Annotated in this window: 18 protein-coding genes and 1 riboswitch; of the genes, 6 read left to right on the top strand and 12 right to left on the bottom strand. The window is 42.1% G+C overall.

Annotated features, from left to right (window positions below; all coding sequences use genetic code 11):
* The first annotated feature begins 133 nt into the window (after positions 1-133).
* Positions 134-988, top strand: a complete 855-nt coding sequence (locus tag MHI35_RS05320) for a DegV family protein (RefSeq protein WP_335348896.1) — start codon at positions 134-136, stop codon at positions 986-988.
* A gap of 47 nt (positions 989-1,035) precedes the next feature.
* On the opposite strand, the gene MHI35_RS05315 is transcribed toward MHI35_RS05320, so the two are convergent.
* The 3 genes from MHI35_RS05315 to MHI35_RS05305 all read right to left on the bottom strand — a co-directional run bounded on the left by MHI35_RS05315 (position 1,036) and on the right by MHI35_RS05305 (position 4,731).
* On the bottom strand, positions 1,036-2,685 hold the full coding sequence (locus MHI35_RS05315; RefSeq protein WP_335348897.1) for a methyl-accepting chemotaxis protein: 1,650 nt from the start codon (positions 2,683-2,685) through the stop codon (positions 1,036-1,038).
* Positions 2,682-3,659: a BMP family lipoprotein gene (locus tag MHI35_RS05310; protein ID WP_335348898.1), complete on the bottom strand. Its 978-nt coding sequence runs from the start codon at positions 3,657-3,659 to the stop codon at positions 2,682-2,684. The genes MHI35_RS05315 and MHI35_RS05310 overlap by 4 nt, the downstream gene beginning before the upstream one ends.
* 223 nt (positions 3,660-3,882) lie before the next feature.
* Positions 3,883-4,731 carry a CvfB family protein gene (locus MHI35_RS05305; protein ID WP_335348899.1) on the bottom strand — a complete coding sequence of 283 codons (849 nt, stop codon included), beginning with the start codon at positions 4,729-4,731 and terminating at the stop codon, positions 3,883-3,885.
* Positions 4,732-4,968: 237 nt separating this feature from the next.
* On the opposite strand from MHI35_RS05305, the gene MHI35_RS05300 reads away from it, so the two are divergent.
* The 4 genes from MHI35_RS05300 (at position 4,969) to MHI35_RS05285 (ending at position 12,037) form a co-directional block, all read left to right on the top strand.
* Positions 4,969-5,460, top strand: coding sequence for a YajQ family cyclic di-GMP-binding protein (locus MHI35_RS05300; protein WP_012009527.1), 492 nt, complete (start codon positions 4,969-4,971; stop codon positions 5,458-5,460).
* 81 nt (positions 5,461-5,541) lie between these two features.
* A riboswitch (SAM riboswitch) is annotated at positions 5,542-5,660 on the top strand.
* Between the two features lie 78 nt (positions 5,661-5,738).
* On the top strand, positions 5,739-7,580 hold the full coding sequence (locus tag MHI35_RS05295; protein ID WP_335348900.1) for a bifunctional homocysteine S-methyltransferase/methylenetetrahydrofolate reductase: 1,842 nt from the start codon (positions 5,739-5,741) through the stop codon (positions 7,578-7,580).
* Positions 7,564-10,992, top strand: a complete 3,429-nt coding sequence (gene metH / locus MHI35_RS05290) for a methionine synthase (RefSeq protein WP_335348901.1) — start codon at positions 7,564-7,566, stop codon at positions 10,990-10,992. Before MHI35_RS05295 ends, metH begins: the two co-directional genes overlap by 17 nt.
* Before the next feature lie 187 nt (positions 10,993-11,179).
* On the top strand, positions 11,180-12,037 hold the full coding sequence (locus tag MHI35_RS05285) for a GNAT family N-acetyltransferase (RefSeq protein ID WP_335348902.1): 858 nt from the start codon (positions 11,180-11,182) through the stop codon (positions 12,035-12,037).
* 42 nt (positions 12,038-12,079) lie between these two features.
* On the opposite strand, the gene MHI35_RS05280 is transcribed toward MHI35_RS05285, so the two are convergent.
* The 6 genes from MHI35_RS05280 to MHI35_RS05255 are packed head-to-tail and all read right to left on the bottom strand — an operon-like array spanning position 12,080 to position 20,390.
* The gene (locus tag MHI35_RS05280) at positions 12,080-13,894 is read right to left on the bottom strand and encodes an IucA/IucC family protein (RefSeq protein WP_335348903.1); all 1,815 of its coding nucleotides are present in this window, start codon (positions 13,892-13,894) and stop codon (positions 12,080-12,082) included.
* 13 nt (positions 13,895-13,907) lie between these two features.
* Entirely contained in the window at positions 13,908-15,257 is a 1,350-nt protein-coding gene (locus MHI35_RS05275; protein ID WP_335348904.1) for a lysine N(6)-hydroxylase/L-ornithine N(5)-oxygenase family protein, read from the bottom strand.
* Entirely contained in the window at positions 15,232-15,786 is a 555-nt protein-coding gene (locus tag MHI35_RS05270) for a GNAT family N-acetyltransferase (protein ID WP_340991284.1), read from the bottom strand. The genes MHI35_RS05275 and MHI35_RS05270 overlap by 26 nt, the downstream gene beginning before the upstream one ends.
* A complete protein-coding gene (locus MHI35_RS05265) occupies positions 15,783-17,564 on the bottom strand; it encodes an IucA/IucC family protein (protein ID WP_335348905.1) in 1,782 nt (593 codons plus the stop codon). The genes MHI35_RS05270 and MHI35_RS05265 overlap by 4 nt, the downstream gene beginning before the upstream one ends.
* Complete coding sequence (locus MHI35_RS05260; protein WP_335348906.1) at positions 17,561-19,057, bottom strand: pyridoxal phosphate-dependent decarboxylase family protein; 1,497 nt, start codon at positions 19,055-19,057, stop codon at positions 17,561-17,563. The genes MHI35_RS05265 and MHI35_RS05260 overlap by 4 nt, the downstream gene beginning before the upstream one ends.
* Entirely contained in the window at positions 19,044-20,390 is a 1,347-nt protein-coding gene (locus tag MHI35_RS05255; protein ID WP_335348907.1) for an aspartate aminotransferase family protein, read from the bottom strand. The genes MHI35_RS05260 and MHI35_RS05255 overlap by 14 nt, the downstream gene beginning before the upstream one ends.
* Positions 20,391-20,777: 387 nt before the next feature.
* Here MHI35_RS05255 and MHI35_RS05250 point away from each other — a divergent pair, with 387 nt between their 5' ends.
* The gene (locus MHI35_RS05250; RefSeq protein WP_144522831.1) at positions 20,778-21,314 is read left to right on the top strand and encodes a serine O-acetyltransferase; all 537 of its coding nucleotides are present in this window, start codon (positions 20,778-20,780) and stop codon (positions 21,312-21,314) included.
* On the opposite strand, the gene MHI35_RS05245 is transcribed toward MHI35_RS05250, so the two are convergent.
* From MHI35_RS05245 to MHI35_RS05235, 3 genes are all read right to left on the bottom strand, one after another.
* Positions 21,309-21,569 (bottom strand): hypothetical protein, encoded by a 261-nt coding sequence (locus MHI35_RS05245; RefSeq protein WP_144522830.1) that lies wholly within the window; start codon positions 21,567-21,569, stop codon positions 21,309-21,311. The genes MHI35_RS05250 and MHI35_RS05245 overlap by 6 nt on opposite strands.
* Before the next feature lie 32 nt (positions 21,570-21,601).
* Positions 21,602-21,877 carry a hypothetical protein gene (locus tag MHI35_RS05240; RefSeq protein ID WP_144522829.1) on the bottom strand — a complete coding sequence of 92 codons (276 nt, stop codon included), beginning with the start codon at positions 21,875-21,877 and terminating at the stop codon, positions 21,602-21,604.
* Between the two features lie 63 nt (positions 21,878-21,940).
* Complete coding sequence (locus MHI35_RS05235; RefSeq protein ID WP_144522828.1) at positions 21,941-22,498, bottom strand: GNAT family N-acetyltransferase; 558 nt, start codon at positions 22,496-22,498, stop codon at positions 21,941-21,943.
* Positions 22,499-22,502 lie beyond the last annotated feature (4 nt).

Below are 22,502 nucleotides of genomic sequence, written 5' to 3'. Positions count from 1 at the left end.
TTCCTCCACTTACCATTCTCTCTATGGTTTTCCCTAAAATTTAGAATTTGAACACGAAAAAATGATTTCTGTGATATAGTTAGGCTAAAAAGTTGCAAAATTTGGCTGATTTTTTTAGAAAGAAGGGATTTTGATGACTGTTCATATCATAGCAGACAGTGCTGCTGATCTGCCTCTTTCTTATTACGATGAACATAACATGACGCTCATTCCGCTCCGTGTATTGCTTGGCGAAGAGGAATTTGAAGATTTGATCACTATTGAACCAAAACAAGTATTTGATGCAATGAGACAAGGTGCCAGCCCAAAAACGTCACAAGCTTCGCCAAACCGAATAAAAGAAGCCTTTGTTTCTCTTGCACAAAACCATACATCTGCAATCTATGTTGCCTTTTCATCAGAGCTTTCCGGTACATACCAAACGGCTGTGATGATGGCAAACGAAGTGAATGAAGAATACCCTGATTTTGATTTGCGAATCATTGATTCTAAATGTGCTTCACTCGGCTATGGGCTTGCTGTCAAACACGCTCAATCACTTGCCATTGACGGAAATACAATACAAGAAATTGAAACGTCTGTAAAGCATTTTTGCGAATCTTTACAACATATTTTTACTGTAGACGATTTATCGTATTTAGCAAGAGGCGGAAGAATCAGTAAAGCGTCCGCATTTGTTGGTGGTTTATTAAGTATTAAGCCCATTTTACACGTTGAGGATGGAAAGCTCATCCCCCTTGAGAAAATCCGCGGACGTAAAAAGCTGTTGAAACGCATTATTGAACTGATGAAAGAACGTGGAACGGATTGGTCAAATCAAACAGTTGGCATTAGTCATGGTGATGATCCTGCACTTGCAGAAGACATGAGACAATTGATTGAAGCCGAATTTCATCCAAAAGAAATTGATATTCAGATGGTCGGCGCAGCTGTTGGGTCCCATTCAGGTCCAGGCACACTTGCCATCTTTTTTACAGGCAAACCATAAAAAAGCACCCTTCCCTGACACATCGGGAAGGGTGCTTTTCTTATCATTTATGAAAGTTTAAAACGGTGGACGGTTTCATTTAACCTTGCCGTCATGCTCATGAGTTCTTCTACCTGTTTGTTCATTTGATGGAATGATTGCAGCTGTTCATTGGCAGAGGCAGAAATTTCTTCACTGCCGGCTGCTGTTTCTTCTACAACCGCACTAATATTTTCAATTGAGTTGAGTACTTGTCCGCCAAGCTCTGTCGATTGAACAATTTGGTCGTTTAAGACCGCCATTTCTTGTTTAATGTGCTGTGCTTTTAATTCTATATCTTCAAAGGAGTGTGAGGTTTTGTCCATCGCATCCTGCTGCTGAAGTGAAAGCTCGACTCCTTCTTTGACAGTTTGACTAATGGATTGAATGCCTTTTTCAATATGACTGACCATATCAAAGATTTGTCTTGTAGCGGTAGATGATTCGTCGGCAAGTTTACGAATTTCATCTGCTACAACGGCAAAGCCTTTTCCAGCCTCACCTGCTCTTGCCGCTTCAATCGCCGCATTTAGCGAAAGTAAGTTTGTCTGATCCGCAATGTCAGAAACTGTTTTGGCCATAGCCGATATCTCGCTGGCATATTGCGTGAATTCTCCTGCCGACTGCTCGATTTGTCTTGTGGCATGTGTGTTTTTTTCAATTGCCGTTTTGGTTACTGTTAACGTGTGCTTTCCACTATCCACTGCTTCTATCGCATCCTCTGTACTTTGGATGACGGTTTGTGAACGTTCGGAATTTTTACGTCCATGCTGATCCATCTTTTCAATCAAACTGACGCCATGCTGGAGATCCTCTGAAATGGCTTGTGACCCATTCGCCATTTCGTCTGTCGAGACAGATACTTGATTTGCAGATTCCATCAGCTTTTTATTTTCATCATCTAACTGGATCGAGAATGTCTCTACTTGACTTGAGACATGACTGATTTCTTTAATCAAACTAATCAGTTGATCTGTCATTTGATTAAAGGATTCATTCAAGCCGCCAATTTCATCCTTACGCTGAATGTCCATTCGCTCGACAGCAAGGTTGCCTTCTGCGATCTGCTTCGCTCGGTAGGAAAGTGATTTAATCGGTGTCACGATGGATCTTGTTAATCCAATATTTAAAAAGACAGCAATGACAATCAGTGTGAGGGCTGCGACGAGTGCACTTGTGATGATCCATTGCACATTATCCGCTGTATTCTCTAGATTTTGTTTATACGCTTCTTCTGCTCTTTTATTCATTGTATGCACGTCGTTTAAGACGCCATCAATTCTTGCAGCGACCCGTCTTGCATCTGATGCATTTTTTTCACCAATGGCACCATTCGCTTCCTTGGTCCACGTATCATATTTTGCATTTAACCTTGTTAATGCAGCTTTGTTGATATTACCTGCGTTTTTGTTTAACGTTTGCAGCTGTTTTTTTGCTGTAGAAATATCGGTTTGAACAACTTCTAGCTGTTCATCAGAAAGTGTCATTGAGTAATTGGTCATGGCTTGTTCAACACTTTCAAAGCTTGCTTTTGTTTTTTGAACGTTTAATAAGGTTTGAACTTCTGTTTCATTTGAAGATTGGATCTTTGTCATACTGACAATGATAAAGGCGATGACGCCAACTGCTAAAAGAAGTGAGATGAGTGAGTTGAGTAAAATTTTGATGCGCAAGCTCATGATGCATCCCCCTCTTCTTTTAGCAATTTCTGCTTCAGTTCATTAACTTTTTTGGTCAATGTTTCAGCATTCTTCAGCACCCGAATTCTTGCCATATCGATTCCGTCATTGCTTAAATCGTAAATAACATGCCCATTTTGAATTTGATTGCTCTTGACGAGCTGTTCGCTGAATTGATAGACTACTTCATCGACTTTTTTCACCATGGACGAAATCACCGCTTTTTCAGCAGTGTAGTATTGATCGCTATCGACACCAATGGCATACTTGCCTTCTGATTGTGCTTCTTTTAATACACCAACACCTGTATAGCCTGCTGCAGCATATAAAACGTCTGCTTTCTTTTTGATCATGTCTTTAGCTATTTTACTGCCTTTGCCCGCATCACTAAACGTATTGGCATAGGTCGATAAAATCTTGATTTTCGGATTCACTGATTTGGCGCCTTTTTGGAACCCTTTTTCAAAACGATGAATGACATCCGCATCGACACCGCCAACAAATCCAATGACATCACTTTTTGTTGTCATGGCAGCAAGCGCGCCTGCTACATAGCTACCCTGCTCTTCTTTAAACGTCACGGAGGTCACGTTTTTCAGCTCAGATACGGCATCAATGAGCAAGAACTGCTTCTTCGGATATTTCTTTGCGACTTTTTCTAAGTCTTCTTGCATACTAAAGCCTACCCCGATGACGAGGTCATTGCCAGCTTTTACGAGCTCGGTCAGCCCTTTTTCATATGTATCGGTTTCTGCAATTTCTCTATAATCAAATTCAATTCCTAGGTCATCACGTGCTTTTTCTAATCCTTTAAATGAAGAATCGTTAAATGATTGATCACCAAGACCATCATCTGTGAGCATAACGCCAATATGCTTCGCATTTGATGCTGGTGGTTTCCCTTGTTGATTGCTACATGCGGCTAGCACCATAAGCATGGCTACCAACAGAAGTAATGAAATTTTCACTTTCATCCAAACACACACTCCTTTTATCTTCCTTACTCCTTTCTTATCGGATTTGAGAGGCGTTGTTTCAATGGCTATGTGAAGGTTTTTCATGACTTTTTTCACTGAAAAAAACCAATATTTATAACAAATATAAAAAAAGGGATAAAACCATGATGATTTTATCCCTTTTTTCTTTATTTCATTGTCATATGAAAACCCATAAGGTTAGGGTTCTCTTTCACGCTGCTCATTTTTTCTCGTATGTCCAGCCCTCTTTTTGGTAGATTAGGCCGTTTTTCATCAAATGACCTAATGCCCGTTTAAAGGCTGCCTTGCTCATTTGGAATCGTTCGCGGATGTCTTCTGGATCGCTTTTATCTCCATAAGGCATCGCACCATTTCTCGTTCTCATATAAGTTAAGATTTCTTCTGCATCGACAGATAGGGCTTCCTGTTTTCTAGGAAGCAGAGACACGTTCACAGTTCCATCCTCTTTCACTGCAATGACGCGTCCTGTCACGGTCGATCCTAATCTTGGTTCTTCCTTTCGTTCCGTACGGTGGATAAACCCTCGCACGCCTGTATCTGTCAGCATAAACGAGCCTGTCGCAATTAAGCGATAAATCGTGCCAGTGATTTCTTTGTTCATTAAGGTTTCGGGTGCCTCAGTAAACAAGTCACTGATCACATCTTCAGTGGCTGGCTTTGCAAACATTCTGCCGTAGCTTGTGACTTTCAGCATACAGTAAAGTTTGTCCCCTTTTTTCGGCCATGCTTCCTCAAAAGGCGGGAGATGTTCTGTTGCGACAAGTGCATCCTTTGACAAGCCAACATCCACAAATGCACCCATGTCTTCTACGACGTCTACGACTTCTACCCAGCCATATGTATGCGCATTGATAGTCGGTATTTTCATCGTTGCAGCTAGCCTTTCTTCATGATCTACGTATAAGTAGACCTCTACTTCATCTTGGTCATCAATATCTTCTGTCATTTCACTACGGTGCAAGAGGACCGAATCTTCACCATCTGTCAAAAAGTAGCCGTATTCCATCTCGTTCTCTATTTGCAAGGTCAGTTGCTCACCTGGTCTCATGTTCTCTTCCTTCCTATCTGCTCGTACAAGAGCGTTCGTTCATCTTTTGATTCACTTTATTCTACTATACTTCTCCTCACATGAACATCTCTAGTTCTGTTAGCTAAAGTGGACAAACCGGACACGATTTATACCGCTGCCAGCAGAACTCTTTGACTCGTCTCTTCGATAAAGTTTCTTCTTCTCCACGTTGCATGATAAAATAGACGCAATATCTATACATGGAGGTCATGTGTTATGGCAAAAGAAAGCTCATTTGACATTGTATCGAAGGTTGAACTGCCTGAGGTTCAAAACGCCGTTCAAGCAGCACTAAAGGAAATTAAAAATCGTTATGATTTTAAAGGAAGCAAAAGTGATATTTCTCTTGAAAAAGAAGAGCTCGTGCTCATCTCTGATGATGACTTCAAGCTGGAGCAGCTAAAAGATGTCCTTGTGACAAAGCTGATCAAACGAAATGTTCCAACTAAAAACATCGACTACGGAAAAACCGAACATGCCCTTGGCGGCACCGTACGCCAGCGCGCGAAGCTGATCAGCGGAATTGACCAAGACAACGCCAAAAAGATCAATGCACTTATTAAGCAATCCGGCATCAAAGTGAAGTCACAATTTCAAGATGATCAAGTGCGTGTAACAGGAAAAAATAAAGATGATTTACAAGAAGTGATTTCTCTTATGCGCAAGGCAGATTTACCGATTGACGTTCAATTTATAAATTTTCGATAAATTTCAAATTTTCCATTGATTATTTCCGATTTTTTCGATACAGTGGATGGAAGTTCAATTCATTGACATGTTCATATCGCTTTCTTATCAAGAGAGGCAGAGGGACTGGCCCTGTGAAGCCTCAGCAACCGGTGTAGTAGAAATCTATTTTCTATGACCAAGGTGCTAAATCCAGCAAGCAACTGCTTGGAAGATAAGAAGAAGAATTACGATACAGCCAAAAAGTCTTCTTCTTATCAGAAGGCTTTTTTTGTTACATAGAAATAAGGAGGAAACCAATGGGCCTATTACAAGACTTACAAAACCGCGTACTGATTGCTGACGGTGCAATGGGAACACTTTTATACTCTTACGGCATTGACCGCTGCTTTGAAGAATTAAATTTATCGAAAGAAGATGAAGTAAAGCGCGTGCACGAAGCATATGTGCAGGCTGGTGCGGACATCATTCAAACAAATACGTACGGCGCAAATTATATTAAACTATCCCGCTACGGCTTAGAGGAAGAAACAAAGCGTATCAATACAAAGGCGGTACAAATTGCAAAAGCAGCTGCAGGTTCTGCTTATGTCCTTGGAACGATCGGTGGCATTCGAACGTTTAACAAAAATGCCTACACGATTGAAGAAATTAAACGAAGCTTTAGAGAGCAGCTATACATCCTATTAAATGAAGAACCCGATGGAATATTGCTAGAAACGTATTATGACATGGAAGAAGCGAAGGCCGTTCTTCAAATTGCACGCAAAGAAACGACGCTCCCCATTGTCATGAACGTCTCCATGCATGAACAAGGCGTGTTACAGGATGGAACACCGCTTAGGGATGGTTTATCTGAATTGTCCTCTCTTGGCGCAGACGTCGTTGGCATCAACTGCAGGCTAGGCCCTTATCATATGATTCAGGCACTCGAAGGCGTTCCGATTTTAGAAAATTCTCACTTATCAGTCTATCCTAACAGCAGTCTTCCCTCTCTTGAAGAAGGCAGACTCGTCTATGATACAGATAACGATTATTTTCGAAAAAGTGCACTTGAATTTAGAAATCAAGGTGCACGTATTATCGGTGGGTGCTGCGGAACAACGCCTCAACATATTCACGCAATGGCTGAAGCGGTCAAGGATTTAGCCCCGATCACTGAAAAAGAAGTGAAAGTATTAAAAGAAGAAATCATTTCGATTCAAGATCAGCGGACTGAACCAGGACTTGATGAGTTCGCTACGACAAAACGGACGATCATTGTAGAGCTTGACCCACCGAAGAAGCTGAACTTCGAAAAATTTCTCGTCGCGGCAAAAGAATTAAAGAATGCAGGCATTGATGCCTTGACATTAGCTGATAATTCTCTTGCAACACCGCGCATTAGCAATGTGGCTTGCGGGGCATTATTGAAACAGCAGCTTGATATGCGTTCACTCGTTCATATCACGTGCCGTGATCGTAATTTGATTGGGCTTCAGTCTCATTTGATGGGTCTTGACACCCTTGGTTTAACTGATATTTTAGCCATTACAGGCGATCCTTCTAAAATTGGGGATTTCCCAGGGGCAACGTCAGTTTATGATTTAACCTCCTTTGATTTAATCCGCCTGATCAAGCAGTTCAACGAAGGCCTTTCTTTCTCAGGGAAGCCGCTTGGCAAAAAGACCAACTTTTCAGTAGCTGGCGCGTTTAACCCGAATGTTCGTCACATTGATAAGGCGGTTAAACGTCTTGAGAAAAAAATCGAATACGGCGCTGATTATTTTATTTCACAGCCTGTATATTCTGAGGAACAGCTTGTGAAAATTCATGAGGAGAGCCGTCATTTAGATAAACCGATTTATATTGGCATTATGCCATTAACAAGCAGCCGAAATGCGGAGTTTATTCACCATGAAATTCCGGGCATCAAATTATCTGATTCCATTCGTGACATTATGGCGAGGGCCGGCGAAGATAAAGAAAAGCAGCGAGCAGAAGGCTTAGCGATTGCCCGCTCTTTATTAGATACAGCCTGCGAATTGTTTAACGGCATTTATTTAATTACCCCTTTCCTTCGATCAGACTTAACAGCAGAACTAACCACTTACATTCATCAGAAAGAAAAGGAGTCAAACATCCATGTCAACTATCACTGAACAGCTTGAGAAACGCATCCTCGTCCTTGATGGTGCAATGGGGACCATGATTCAAAATGCCAATCTCACAGCAGAAGACTTTGGCGGCGAAGAGTATGAGGGCTGTAACGAGTATTTGAACATAACAGCCCCTCACATCATCCGCACGATTCATAAAGAATACCTTGAAGCAAGCGCCGATCTCATTGAAACGAATACGTTCGGGGCTACAAAGCTCGTCCTTGACGAATACGGGCTTGGCCACCTTACCTATGAACTCAATGTACGGGCTGCGCAACTGGCAAAGGATGAAGCTGACCGTTTCTCCACGCCCGAGCAGCCTCGATTTGTTGTAGGTGCGATGGGTCCGACTACGAAAACATTATCTGTGACAGGCGGCACAACCTTCGATGAGCTCGTCAGAAACTATGAAGAGCAAGCCCGTGCCCTGATTGATGGCAAATGCGATGCCCTTCTTTTAGAAACAAGCCAAGACATGCTCAATGTAAAAGCTGGTTTCAAAGGCATTCAGAAAGCCTTCCAGCAGACAGGTATTGAGTTGCCTCTCATGGTATCAGGTACGATTGAACCAATGGGCACGACCCTTGCTGGTCAGGATATTGAAGCCTTTTATATCTCTCTTGAGCATATGAAACCGATGAGTGTCGGCCTGAACTGTGCGACGGGTCCTGAATTCATGACAGACCATATCCGCACCCTATCCTCCATCGCCAAATCAGCGGTTAGCTGCTATCCAAATGCTGGTCTCCCAGATGAAGAAGGTCAATATCATGAATCCCCTGCTTCACTTGCTAAAAAGATTTCCGCCTTTGCCAAAGAAGGCTGGTTAAATATTGTTGGCGGCTGCTGCGGAACAACACCTGCACATATACAGGCATTGTCAGATGAAGTACGCACGATTCAGCCGCGTCATATCGCACATGAATCGTCTCAACATACCGTATCAGGAATTGAGCCTCTGATATATGAAGAATCAATGCAGCCTCTTTTTGTAGGAGAACGGACCAACGTGATTGGTTCACGCAAATTCAAACGACTCATTGCGGAACAAAAGTTTGAAGAAGCATCAGAAATTGCTCGTGCACAGGTAAAAAACGGCGCTCATGTGATTGATGTGTGTCTCGCTGACCCAGATCGAGACGAAATAGCTGACATGGAAGGTTTTTTACAAGAGGCCATGAAAAAAGTGAAAGCCCCTTTTGTCATTGATTCAACGGATAAACACGTGATCGAAAAGGCGCTCACCTATTCGCAAGGAAAAGCCATCATTAATTCCATTAACCTTGAAGATGGCGAAGAACGCTTTGAAGAAATTCTTCCTCTTGTGAAGCTGTACGGCGGTGCACTTGTTGTCGGCACGATCGATGAAACTGGGATGGCCGTAACTGCAGAACGAAAGCTCGAGATTGCGGTACGCTCTCATGATCTATTAACGAAGAAATATGGCATTCCCGCAAGTGACATCATTTTTGATCCACTTGTCTTTCCAGTAGGCACTGGAGACGAGCAGTACATTGGCGCTGCCGAAGAAACGATCAAAGGCATCAAAATGATCAAGGAGAAACTACCTGAGTGCTTGACGATTTTAGGTATCAGCAACGTGTCTTTTGGACTCCCGCCTCTTGGGAGAGAAATCTTGAATGCCGTCTACTTGTATCACTGCGTCCAAGCAGGACTTGACTACGCCATCGTCAATACAGAAAAACTTGAACGCTTCGCTTCTATTCCAAAGGAAGAAATCAAGCTCGCTGAAACGTTGCTTTATGAAACAAATGATCAAACCCTTGCTGAATTCACCCAATTTTACCGTGGCAAAAAGAAAACGGAGAAAAAACCAAAGGTCTCCCTATCACTTAATGAAAGGCTCGCACTCTACGTCATCGAAGGAACAAAAGAAGGTCTTATCGATGATTTATCCCTTGCTCTAGAGCAATTTGAATCACCACTTCATATCATCAATGGTCCGTTAATGCAGGGAATGGCTGAGGTTGGACGTCTCTTTAATCAAAACGAACTGATTGTGGCAGAAGTGCTTCAATCGGCAGAGGTTATGAAGGCTTCTGTATCGTATCTTGAACAATATATGGAAAAGGGGAATGCAAGCGGAAAAGGTAAAATTCTACTTGCCACTGTAAAAGGAGATGTCCATGATATTGGGAAAAACCTTGTCGACATCATTTTGAGCAACAACGGCTTTCAAGTGGTCGATCTCGGGATAAAGGTGACACCACAAACATTGATCGAAGCTGTGCAAAAGGAAAAGCCTGATATGATTGGATTATCAGGCTTACTTGTGAAGTCAGCCCAGCAAATGGTTCTCACCGCTCAAGATTTACATAAAGCGAATATTTCCGTGCCCATTTTAGTCGGTGGCGCTGCACTTTCTCGAAAATTTACGAAAATGAAGATTTCGCCTCATTATGACGGACCGGTCCTTTATGCCAAAGATGCGATGGACGGCTTATCTTTAGCCAATGAGTTAAAAGCAAATCCTCTTCAATTTCAAATAAAGACCGATGAAGAGCCTGTGGCACCTGTCAAAGAGAAAGAAACAAAGCAGCCACAAGCTGTCATTGAATTACTAGAAAAACGTGCGGCGCTCCCTGAGGCACCTATTTTTACGCCGGAAAATACGGCACGTCATTATGTAAAGGATATCGACCTGCACCACATTATGCCTTATGTGAATGAACAAATGCTCATTGGTCACCACCTTGGATTAAAAGGAAAGGTGAAAAAGCTCTTGGCCGAACAGCATCCAAAAGCATTGGAATTAAAGCAGCTTGTCACAGATCTTCTAAATGAAGGCAGAGAGAAGAACTGGTTTGCCCCTGCATTTGTCTATCAATTTTATCCTGCCGGCTCTAACGGAAATGATCTGCATATTTATGATCCCGAAGTGCCTGACCGTATCATCGAAACGTTCCAATTTCCAAGACAAGAGAAGCTTCCATACCGGTCCATTTCTGATTATGTGCGGGGAAGTGGTGAAAAGGAGAAAGATTATATTGCCTTATTTGCCGTCACAGCAGGAGCGCGTATACGTGAAGTCGCGCAGCAATTTAAGCAAGAAGGAGATTATTTAAAAATGCATGCAGTTCAAGCTCTTGCGCTTGAGCTTGCAGAAGGATTAGCCGAAAGAACCCACCAAGTGATTCGTGACAAATGGGGCTTCCCTGACCCAGTCGATTTCACAATGGAAAAACGATTCCAAGCGAAGTATCAAGGGCAGCGCTATTCCTTTGGTTATCCAGCTTGTCCGAATCTTGAAGACCAAGAAAAGCTGTTCAAGCTGCTTCAGCCTCAGAAAATCGGCATCCATTTGACAGAAGGATTCATGATGGAACCTGAAGCCTCTGTTTCAGCGATCGTCGTTTCTCATCCTGAAGCTCGATATTTTAATGTTCATTAATGTAGGACCTCCAAAATATGAATACAATCGTGACCTTAATTATTAATCTACTAAATGAGAAAGGGGAAACCCTTTTCCTTCAGATTGTTGACAAAGGGCTAAAATGATCTTGATTTTATCTCTTTGTCTCATCCTTCTTATGATACGATACACATAGATGAATTCAGCTAAGAAGGAGTTGCGTGTCATGACAAACGTTGTTCAACGAGCATTAACTCTCGATGACATACCAGATCTTATCGCCTTGTCTCAAGAGGTGGACTGGCCTGATTACAATGCGGAAGAGCTCAAATCTCTTTTAACAAATGGATATTTCACAGGTTTTTCAACAGTGGATGGACAAGTCATCTCGTGTGCAGGACTTTTCCAGTATGATCGAATGGCGTCAATTGGTGCCGTCATTGTATCTAGGACACATCGCGGCTTAGGTCTTGCAAGAAAAATGATTGACACCCTGCTAGATCAATGTGATCAAAGCATTCCTGTCGTCTTAACCGCTACTGTCCAAGGACGGCCAGTTTACGAAAAAATCGGGTTTCACACGGCAGGTTATATTACGACTTACAAAGCGCAAAAAACAACCCCAGAGACGCTTCGTGTGTCAGATGACATTCACCTGTCTTCTGCCGATGAATCGCACCTTCCGTGTATTGAAGCATTAGATGAAAAAGGCGCAGGCACAAATCGTTCAAGCTTTCTAAAAAACCGGATGAACCGAGCAGCGCAGCGTATCATTGCAAAGAATGAACATCACGAAATAACTGGCTTTGCATTTGGTGTTGAAACACCTGCTAATTTAATGATTGGACCGCTTGCTGCAAATGATGAACTTACAGCCCTCTCGCTGATCCGTTCGCTTATTTCGTCTTATTCGGGTCCGATTCGTTTAGATATGCAGGAGGAAACAGCCGAGCGCCTCCATGAATCACTTGTTGAAGCAGGTTTTACGAAAACAAACAAAGCGCATTATATGATGATTCGCGGGAAAGAAAAGCTGAACGATCCTGAACTTCTTTATTTCCTCGCATCTCAAGCATTTTCATAAAATATAAAAAGCTGTAGACACTTGAAGTCTACAGCTTTTCTATTACTTCTCCCAGACGGGTGAACGAACATGCGCAAGTGCATTTGTAACCTTTCCATGCTCCGATGCATGCGGGCGGTCATCTCCATCTCCATACCCATAATCAATCATTCGATTACGATTTAAGCACAGCTTTGTCAGCTTCGGCTGGAAGAGATCAAATAGTTCAAAACGGTCTTTCAGCTGCGGGAATTGCTTTTGATACTGCTGTATTTCTTCGGCAAGCAAGCGCCAAAGTGTTGCTTCATCTAACAGCTGATGATTGTCTAGCACATTTGATACGTAACGCAGGTTACAAATAAACAAACCTGTAAAGATAAACTGCACTAAACCTTCTGGCGGTTCACTCCGCAGCACTTCTTTTAAATCGTCTCCTAGAGAAGCCAATTCAGGCAGCGGCTGATCGCTAATGTTTACATCGTCAACGAAATCTTTGATCGCCAAACGATGAGGCTGATGATCTTTTAACACAAGAATCGTATTTTGTCCGTGCGGTGAAAAGACGGTGCCGTATTGATACATAAAGTGGAGTAGCGGCGGCATGACCACATGGAAAAATTTCGCCATCCACTCTTTTGCTGAGAGACCTGATTTTTCAATCAGCTGTTTCACATAGGGCTCACCTTCATGATCCTCATAAGTGAGTGCCGCAAGTGTAACAGGGTTCTCTCCTTCATCTAAGTACGAGTAAATACTCTCTCTAAAAATCACACCGAGCATCTCAAGATATTGATACGGCGCACCAGGCAGCTTGCTATAGTAAGGATGATCAACATTGATACTTGCATTCTCACCAGGTAATATCACGCGGCAGACATCAGATAAAAATGAATCTTGATCTGCAATCCCTTTAATATGCGCTGTAATGCGAGGGGCAATGACTGTCCGTTCTGATGGAAGTCCGCGGTACACAAGCGTATTTAAAATACTCATTGGCAGTTTAATATGATGCTTGCCTTTATTTGAGATGTTCGTAAAGGTTCTGATCGACTGCTGCGGGATATATTGATCCAGTCCCTCCCCTACATACACAATCCGGCGCAACGCCAAATCTTCTGGGAAATGCTGAATAATCATATGTGTCCACTGCCATTTATGAACAGGCATCAAATAATAATCAGCTTCATTCAATCCTTCATCCTTTAGCACGCGATGAAATTGACGGATCGTGACTTCATCTAACTCTTTGGCGATCACCTGATCATAGTTTTCATGATCGACTGCATGGAATGTGGCAAGATCTCGGTGAACAGCAATCCAAGACAGCTGCACACTTTCTTGCCTTTCAGGTGCATAGGCTAGATAGTCATCATAACTGAACCCAATACGTCCTTTGTTATATACAATCCAAGGATGCCCTGTCATTTCTCCTTCAATCCATGCATAATCAGTATCTGTCAGTTCGTCCGCACGAAGGGCTTTTTTCGACAGCAAATGGACATCTGCTAACAGGGTGTGATGAAGCTCTTTTATGAGATGTCCTGTTGTCTCAGAAGCCATTGGAATGAGCGGCTGAATATCTAGTAAAAACACGATTGCACTGACATCCTTTGACCATTTTCCATCTTGACAGCACTCGATTGATTCAGCGATTGTATCAAAACTATCAAACAAACGAGGTTTTGCAAGATAACGATATTTCTTTTGTTCGTGAATGATTAATTCATACTGAGCAATGCCATCCTTATGATCTAGCTGCACGGGATGAAGCATATCCTCATACATGTATTCAGACAGCATTTTTGCCACCATTCGCTGATTTGCCTTTTTCCAAGCAGCAGGATTCACCGCTTTTTTCAATTCATCTTGTACACTCATCGCTGCATCCTCCTTAACCTTTGATATCTTCGAATGTGTTGACGTTCTTGTGTGTACCAAATGTCTGGAAGACGTGCTTTTGATAAAGTGGATACACGGTTTGATGAGCAAGTTCATTGATAATCACACTATTTCGATAAGCACCAAGTCCTAAATCTGGAGCGCCAACACCATGTGTATGAAGCTCTGCATTTTGAACAAAAATATCATTTTCACCCATTGTATTTGTTTTCAAGCGGTACTCACGTTCAACTTGGAATCGCCCTTGATCGTCCCATTGAATATGATGAGAAATTGGGTTGATAAACGGCGGCAGTACGGATTGATAGCCCGTCGCCAGTACGACAATATCTGTCTCGTGAGTAAAGGAGTCCTCTTTGACCCATTGCGTGCATGAAAGGGACAAACCACCCGCTGTTTCCTCAATCAAGTTGACCTCCGTCATCGCTTGGAGCACTGTGTTCAACTGCTCTCCGCAAGCAGAACGCTCATATAGCAAATGATAAATATCACGGATCATTGCAGAGCTGATACCTTTATAAAGCAAGTCCTGCTGCTTTAACAACGCATCCTTTTTTGTTTGCGGGAGCCCATAAAAGAAATCTATATAATCTGGAGAGAAATATTCAAGACCAAGGTTTGAATATTCCATTGGGAAAAATCCTTTAGAGCGTGTGAACCAGTGAATATCCTTCGCCTCATCATCTGCTAAAATATCATAGAACACTTCTGCCGCACTTTGACCAGAGCCGATGACGGTCACAGATTTCCCTTTGAAACAGCCTTCTTTCTTTCGTTTTAAATAGTCGGCAGAATGAAAAACTTTCTCTCCTAAAGCTGGTTGGAGAGATGCTGGTATCGCCGGCTGTGTACCAATTCCTAAGACGAGATGCTTACTTTCAAACACCTCTACCGTTTGTTCTTTCACATGACGAACATGCACTTCATATCGCTTTTCTCCTGCTTTTTCGATCAATGAGACAGATTCGACGTTCATGCCAAATCGGCAAGAGTCTAACTGGTCTGCGACCCAGCGGCAATAATGACTATATTCCTTGCGCGGGATATGAAAATCCTCTAGAAAGTAAAATGAATACAAACGGTTTTGTTCCTGTAAATAGTTAAGAAAGCTATATTTACTTTTCACATCTGCCATGCTGACAAGGTCCGCTAAAAAAGGAACTTGTAGTGTCGTTCCCTCAATGAGCATCCCTGGGTGCCAATGAAAGGCTTCACTTCTTTCAAAAAACAAAGCGTCAATTTCCTTTACTTCTTCAGATAATGCGGCAAGTCCTAAGTTAAACGGGCCAATGCCGATTCCGATTACATCCACTACATTATTTTGCTTGTTGAACCGCGTCATGGTTATACTTCCTTTCGAATCGTTCTCGATCACAAAACATCAAAAGACCTGTTTTATCGGGTAAATTGACTGGTTTTACACGTTCAAATCCACATTTTTCAAATACATGGATCATTTTTCCATTTCGAATATCCGGCTCAGCAACGATTTTTTCTGTTCGTTTGTTTTGCTCAAATTGAAATGCTGTCATGGCCTGAAGCAGCGGAGTCGCAAAACCTTTTCCCACATAATCCGGCTCCCCTATTAATAGATGGATTCCTTGATCATGCGGAGATGGCTGATAGTAAGATTCAATGATGTCACCTTTGACGTTGTATGCCTCAAAATAACTCATGGGCGTCCCATCAATTGTGCCTAAATACAGGGTTTGATGCGGATCATGTATCGCCTGATAAAAATGCTTTTCAAAAGAAGGAAACGGAATATTCAAATGCCAAAATGGGTGAACATACTCCTCTTGCATCCACTTGTGGACAAGCCGTACATCTCTTTCATATTCAGCTCGAATAAAATGAATACGATGCCTCATCCAATCAGCGCCTCCTTATGTAAAAATAGCGGATTCAAGACAGCTGTGTAACGAGACTGTGTTTCCAATGACCCTGTCAGTTCATCCATGTCTTCAAATCGTGTCAGCAAGTTCGCTTTTGAAGGCAGTTCCTTTGAGCGAAGTAGGCTGTTTGTTAGTTCAGATGCACCGTAAGTCTCCTCATGAACGAGTAAAGTATCTCTCACAAGTGCGAGCAAGTCTTCTTCTTTCGCCAGACCTTCTGTACCAAAACCGTTAATGAGACCAAATAAATGATTAAAGAAGAAATAATAACGCAGTCTCTCAACGGCTACATCATCTGCACAAATCGTTTCACTTCTCACGCTCAGGTTTTGGACAAGATTTGCGAGTTTATCCTTTTTCGATTCACTATAATAGTAGCCTTGGTTGTCACGATAATAGAAGGTATGCGGGTAACCATCCTTCATTTGCACAACAGCATTTTGCTGATGGGCTTCAAGGGCAAGACCGTACGTTTCAAACAGCCAAAGCATCGGTTCTAACGAAATGGTTAAATATTGCTTAAACCAATCTTGGCTCACAGCCTCCGTTGATCGGCCTTCTGCGCCTGCAAGATCATGAATGATCCCTGCTAACCGCGATTTTCCACCATACGCATGATCCTGACATAATCCAGCAATTAAGCTTGCCCCTTTTTCACGATGTAAAAATGGATTTTGACGAATGACTACTTCAAAGCCAGATTCCGCTTCTTCTCCTTGAATGGATAAATAGGCTGGATCTTCAATAACCCGGAACCCAGAGAATTTGTCGTATAAAGAAACGCCTAGTTCGGTTTTTAAAATGCGCGACATCTCTACTCCGCGATCTAGCTCCTTTTGTTTATTGACACGTAAGGAGTTTGTAATTTTCACAGGAACAGAGAATTTGAGCATATAAGCAGAATCCTTTTGATAGACGGTTCTGAAAGATGAGGTCGCTGTGTATTCAGAACCCATCGGTCCTAAATAAGTGAGTTTCCCTTCCTCTATATAACGGTTCACAAACGGTTTCTCCATGACCACCTTCACTTGAAGCGGATGAATCGGAATGAGCACATATTCTCCGTTTTCTACTAACGTATTCAGTCTCTCTTTTTCTTCTGGTACTTGGCGCAGGAGCTCTTCTAGCATAAGGCTTGCCGCAGACTGTGTAATTGACGAATCCTGTAGCACAATCGAATGATGCGCTTTAAAGTAATGAAGCTGGAAAGTCCCTTTCAGCTCAGGAGAATAGATCGCTTCCTCCTCTTCTGTCATTCCTTGTCTGCTTTTTGGGGTAGGATGCGTTAAATGACCAAGGAGAAGTGACTGCTCTGCCTCGATATACTCAAAATCGGCTGCAGAAAGAGCGGCTCGATCAGTTTCTCGCTCCTTTAAGAATCGTTCAATATTTCGGCAGCTTAAAATGATGCGAAGCATGAATTCATCCTCTGCATCTGTACGGCCATATTCAATGAGAAGCTCCTTTGAACATAAAGCAACAAGTGTCGTGTAATCGACAATTGTGCCCTCTTGCTCACTGCCTTGCGGACGAAAGCGAATCGGAAAATCAAAGAGATGGCGGCCAACAGGTGAAACATATCGCATCGGAATCACAAGCTCAAGATCTTGCTTTACTAGTTTTGCGATGAAGACAAGCGAGCCATCTGCTCTTGTCTCTTTTTTGGCAGATCGATCGATTCCTGTTTCGCGTAAAAAACAGTTTAAAAAGCTTTGCATGGTTGCATTTTCAGCCATTTGTTTATATTGACTCAACGTAGTACCCTCCCGGATTGAATATGAGCGATCCCGATATCAACGATGTCAGAAAGGATTTCCTCAATATGTGTGATTGTCGTTCTCGGATTTAACAAAGTGAATTTTAAGCATGTTTGGCCATGAGCCACTGTTTTCGCAATGACAGCAGTTCCTGTTTTGAATAGTGTCCGATGAATGATTTTATTGACGTCATCTGTTTGGTCGTCATCCTTAAATCGGAACACAACTGCATTGATTTCTGGCTCAGGATTGATCACTTCAAGGTGATCATTTCTCTCAATAAGCGCTGCCACTTCCTTTGCAAAATGAATGGTATGGTCAATGATATCTCCAAATCCTTCTTCTCCAATTAGACGAAGAGAGAGAAGTAATTTCAGAGCATCAAACCGGCGCGTCGTTTGGACAGATTTATTGACGAGATGTAGAATACCATCGAGCTCGTCTTCCTTTGGATTAAGATAATCCGCATGATAATTGATCAAACCAAAATGTCTTTTATCCTTTAGCAAAAATGCCCCGCAGGATATCGGCTGATAAAATTGTTTATGAAAGTCAATCGTGATTGAATCAGCGAGCTCAATACCGTCTAATTTCTTACGGTAGGTTTCGCTTAATACAAGTGCTCCGCCGTAAGCAGCATCTGCGTGAATCCACAGACCGTATGGCTTGACGATGTCATATACCTCTCGAACTCGGTCAATACTGCCAAAATCCGTTGTCCCGCAAGTGGCTACTACCGCAAAAGGCAGCAAGTTCTGCTCCTTCAACTCAACCAGCTTCTTTTTCAAATCATTGACGTCCATTCGGTGATGTTCATCTGTCTCGACTAGTACAACTGCCTGCTCTCCTAAACCTAACTGCGAAGCAGATTTTTTCACAGTGAAGTGAGCATTCTTCGAGCAAAGAATTCTCATGCGGTGAGATTCACTTGGTAAGCCTTTCTGCTGAACATTCCACTGCCATGTGTTTTCACAAAAGGCATCTCTCGCCAGAAGCAGCCCCATGTAGTTAGATTGGGTTCCACCGCTTGTAAATGTCCCATCTGCTAGGTCGCCATAAGAAAACTTTGCACATAGCCACTTGAGGATTTCTTCCTCAACCAAAGAAGCAATACCACTTTGATCAAAGGAATCCATTGATTGGTTAAAGGAACTCACCATCACCTCTGCGGCAAGTGCAGGAATGAGCGGTGGACAATGCAGATGTGCCAAGCATTTAGGATGCGATACATCAATCAAATGCGGCAAAAGATGTTCTTTTATATCTTGAAAGACAGATTCCATGGATTCACCAGATGGTTGGAATCGGAATAGCGATTCTACACTAGCCGCTAATTTCCCAGGCAATATTCCACTGTAAGGTCCTGTGTCTTTTTGCCATTGATCCAGTAAGCTGTCGATAGATGTATGAAGAGCCGCTTGGAAGGACTCTCTTCCAAGCTGGCTTTGATTGATAAATAATGAATCCACTGGAGCCTTAGTTGATTGCATCGTACACAGCCTCTTTAAATATAGCGATGACTTTTTCAAGCTGTTCTTCAGTCATAATGAGTGGTGGCAGGAATCGAATGACACTTCCGAAACGGCCTCCTGTCTCCACAATTAAACCTTTATCGAAGCAATTCTTTTGAATAAGACTGGCCAGCTCTGGATTCGCTGGATAGCTTCCGTCCACATCCTGTTTCTCATTTGGATCGACTACTTCAACGCCAATCATTAAACCTCTCCCTCGAACATCACCTAGAGCAGGAACTTGTTTTCGGATGTCTTTTAGATGCGCCTGCATACGATCTCCTAACTGTTCTACATGATCAAGCAGGTTGGTTTCTTTGATGAATTTAAGCGTAGCGGTTCCAGCAGCCATCGCCATTTGATTCCCTCTAAATGTCCCGATGTGTGCACCTGGATTCCATTGATCTAAATCTTGATCATAAATCACAACTGAAAGCGGCAGGCTTCCACCAATGGCTTTTGATAGCACAATAACGTCAGGTATAATTCCTGCATGTTCAAAGGCAAACATCTTACCTGTTCGGCCAATGCCTGATTGAACCTCATCAATAATAAGCGGAATCCCTTTTTCTTTTGTGATTCTTCTCATTTCCTTCATCCATTCAATCGATGCTGGAATGGAGCCTCCCTCGCCCTGCACTGCTTCAAAGATCATACCTGCTGGCGGAAGAATACCACTTTCAGGATCATTTAATATGCGCTCAATATACGAACTTGAAATGCGGTGCGAATCCTTCCCACCAATTCCAAATGGGCAGCGATATTCATAAGGATAAGGCATAAAATGAACATCAGGTATTAACCCTTGCACTCTTTCCTTTGGAGATAAATTCCCGCTTAATGACATCGTGGCATGTGTCGCACCGTGATATGCACCATGGAATGATAGAATACTTCGATTCCCTGTCGCTGTTTTCACTAATTTAATTGCTGCTTCTATGGCATCACCACCAGTTGGTCCACAAAATTGAATTTTGGCTCTCTTTGCAAACTCTTCTGGCAAGTGAGAAAAAATTTCATTCACAAACTCTTCTTTAATTTCTGAGGTTATGTCCAACGTATGCAACGGTCTTTTTTCATGAAGCATACGTTCAATAGCTTCTATCACAACTGGATGATTGTGACCAAGTGCAAGTGTTCCTGCGCCTGCCAGGCAGTCATAAAACTCTCTACCATCCGCATCTGTCACGATCATACCTTCGGCTTTTTGCATGGCTAATGGGAACCGTCTCGGGTAAGACCTTGCATTCGATTCTCTTTGACTTTGCTGCTCTAAAAATTGCTGATTTTTAGAAACGGTTTTGATGGACATAATAAAACACTCCTCCAATTGATAAAGATTATCATTTTCATTTACTAGCCTAGAGGATGTGAGATATGAAAGTCAATTGTATTCAAAAAGATGATTCTAAAAGCATATGAATGCTATATTCTCTATTTAACGAGTAATTTCGTGTCATTTTGACAAACCCTCTACTGCTATAAGGAGAATAAACGCTTGAAACGGAATAATGTAGAAAAAAATTACAAATCATTCTTCCTGGTTCTTTTGTTCTATTCATGAAAAAGCACTTATTTTATACAGGAAAGTGGATGAAAGTGATGTAGAAAAAGAAAGAAACAAACGTCATTCCACATTGATATAAATGGTTATAATGGTATAATTTCTCTGAAACAAAAGGGAATGGAGAGGGATCTGATGATTGTAACGAAGCATGATCTTCACCACTACTTAGCTCAAGACAAGAAAGCATTAGCCATTAAGCGCAAACGACCTAAGTGGTTTGGAGATGATATATGGAAATACCAAAGGATTTTACGAAAATATGAATACTATTCTAATAGCGGTGCTACACTTCGAAAATGGCTTTATCGCTATTTACATAAAAAGAAAGGCATGCAGCTTGGGTTTGATATCCCAATTGGTGTTTTCGGTCCCGGCCTTAGAATCAATCATACGGGTCTCTTAATTGTGAACAAGCATGCAAAAATTGGGGCTTTTTGTGATATTCATCAAGGGGTGAATATTGGTCAGAATCATCATGAAAAAGATGTGCCAACCATTGGGGATCATGTATGGATTGGCCCAGGCGCAAAGATGTTTGGGGATATCTATATTGCAGATCATATTTCAATCGGAGCAAATGCTGTGGTAAACCGTTCCTTTCATGAGGAGAAAATTGTTATTGCAGGTGTGCCGGCGCAAAAGGTAAAAGAAAAAAGCCCTTCATCATGAAGGACTCACCTGATAAAAAAGAATGATACCGATCAAAACAGAGATGAGCAGCATGAGGTAAAACAAAATCGTTAAAATAAGAATGGTCCAGCCAAGCCCCTTCCTCTCTGTCTTGATCAAATAAATACCGAGAACGATCGTACTAAATAGGACACCTAAAATGGCCCACAGCCATTTGTCTTTGTTATGCTTTGGCGCATCAAACCATAAATAAATGGCAACAGCAAGCGAAACGAATAGACCTGTTATTCTCAAGATTAAACTCCCCCCTTATGTATACATGCTCTCTATGATGCGTTTGAGTATCCGAAGATCAGTAGCAGGAAGTACAAGACATAGGCTAGCATAACAATAGAATAGATGATGATAGACACGATCAAAATTGTCCAGCCCAATCCTTTTCTTCCTGTTTTGATGAGGTATATCCCAAATGCAAAGAGCCCGAATAAAAGACCTAAAATAGACCATAACCATTTACTTTTTCCGTGTTTTGGTGCATCTATAAATAGATAGATGGCGACTAAAATAGAAACAAACCACCCAGTTATCCAGCCCACATTGATCCGCCACCCTTCTTCTTCAGTTTATTCCATTATATGATCCTTTTATCCTGAAAAAATAATAATTCAGAGGATATTGCGCGAGAGGCTTTTCCATTCCTCTCGCAGCATCCCATAGCGCATTGAATCATAATATTCTCCTTGATAGTAACGGACCTTTCGCAGTCTTCCTTCAAGGACAAATCCGCATTTCTCTGCACACCGCATCATCCGTTCATTTCCCGACCATGTAGTAAGACCAATTCTAGGAATATCAATGTGTGTAAATAACTCATCCGTCCATAGACGTAACGCCTTTGTCCCAATGCCACCGCTCCAAAAGCGGGAATCATAAATGAGAATGCCACATTCAAGCCACCGTGTGCGTTCATTCTCCCAATAATAAGACACGGTACCTTTAATCTCACCGTCTATTTCAATACCATATAACTTTGACGGAATGGATGTATCCTGTATGTATCTTTTTTTAAAAGCAGCAAGCGGGATTTCGTGTTCATGAAAATATGGGGCGTTCCACTCTCGGTAGGACTGGTCTGGTGCTTTGAATTTTAAATGCCATACCAACTCTAAATCAGCTTCGTTTAATGGTCGAATGCTCACAAGCTTTTCCTTTTCCCTTTTCATCTGT

The sequence above is a fragment of the Bacillus sp. FSL K6-3459 genome (assembly GCF_038003305.1).
Lineage (GTDB): Bacteria > Bacillota > Bacilli > Bacillales > Bacillaceae > Bacillus > Bacillus pumilus_O.
Note: the sequence above shows the minus strand (reverse complement) of the source record. Positions and strands in the feature narration are given on the sequence as shown.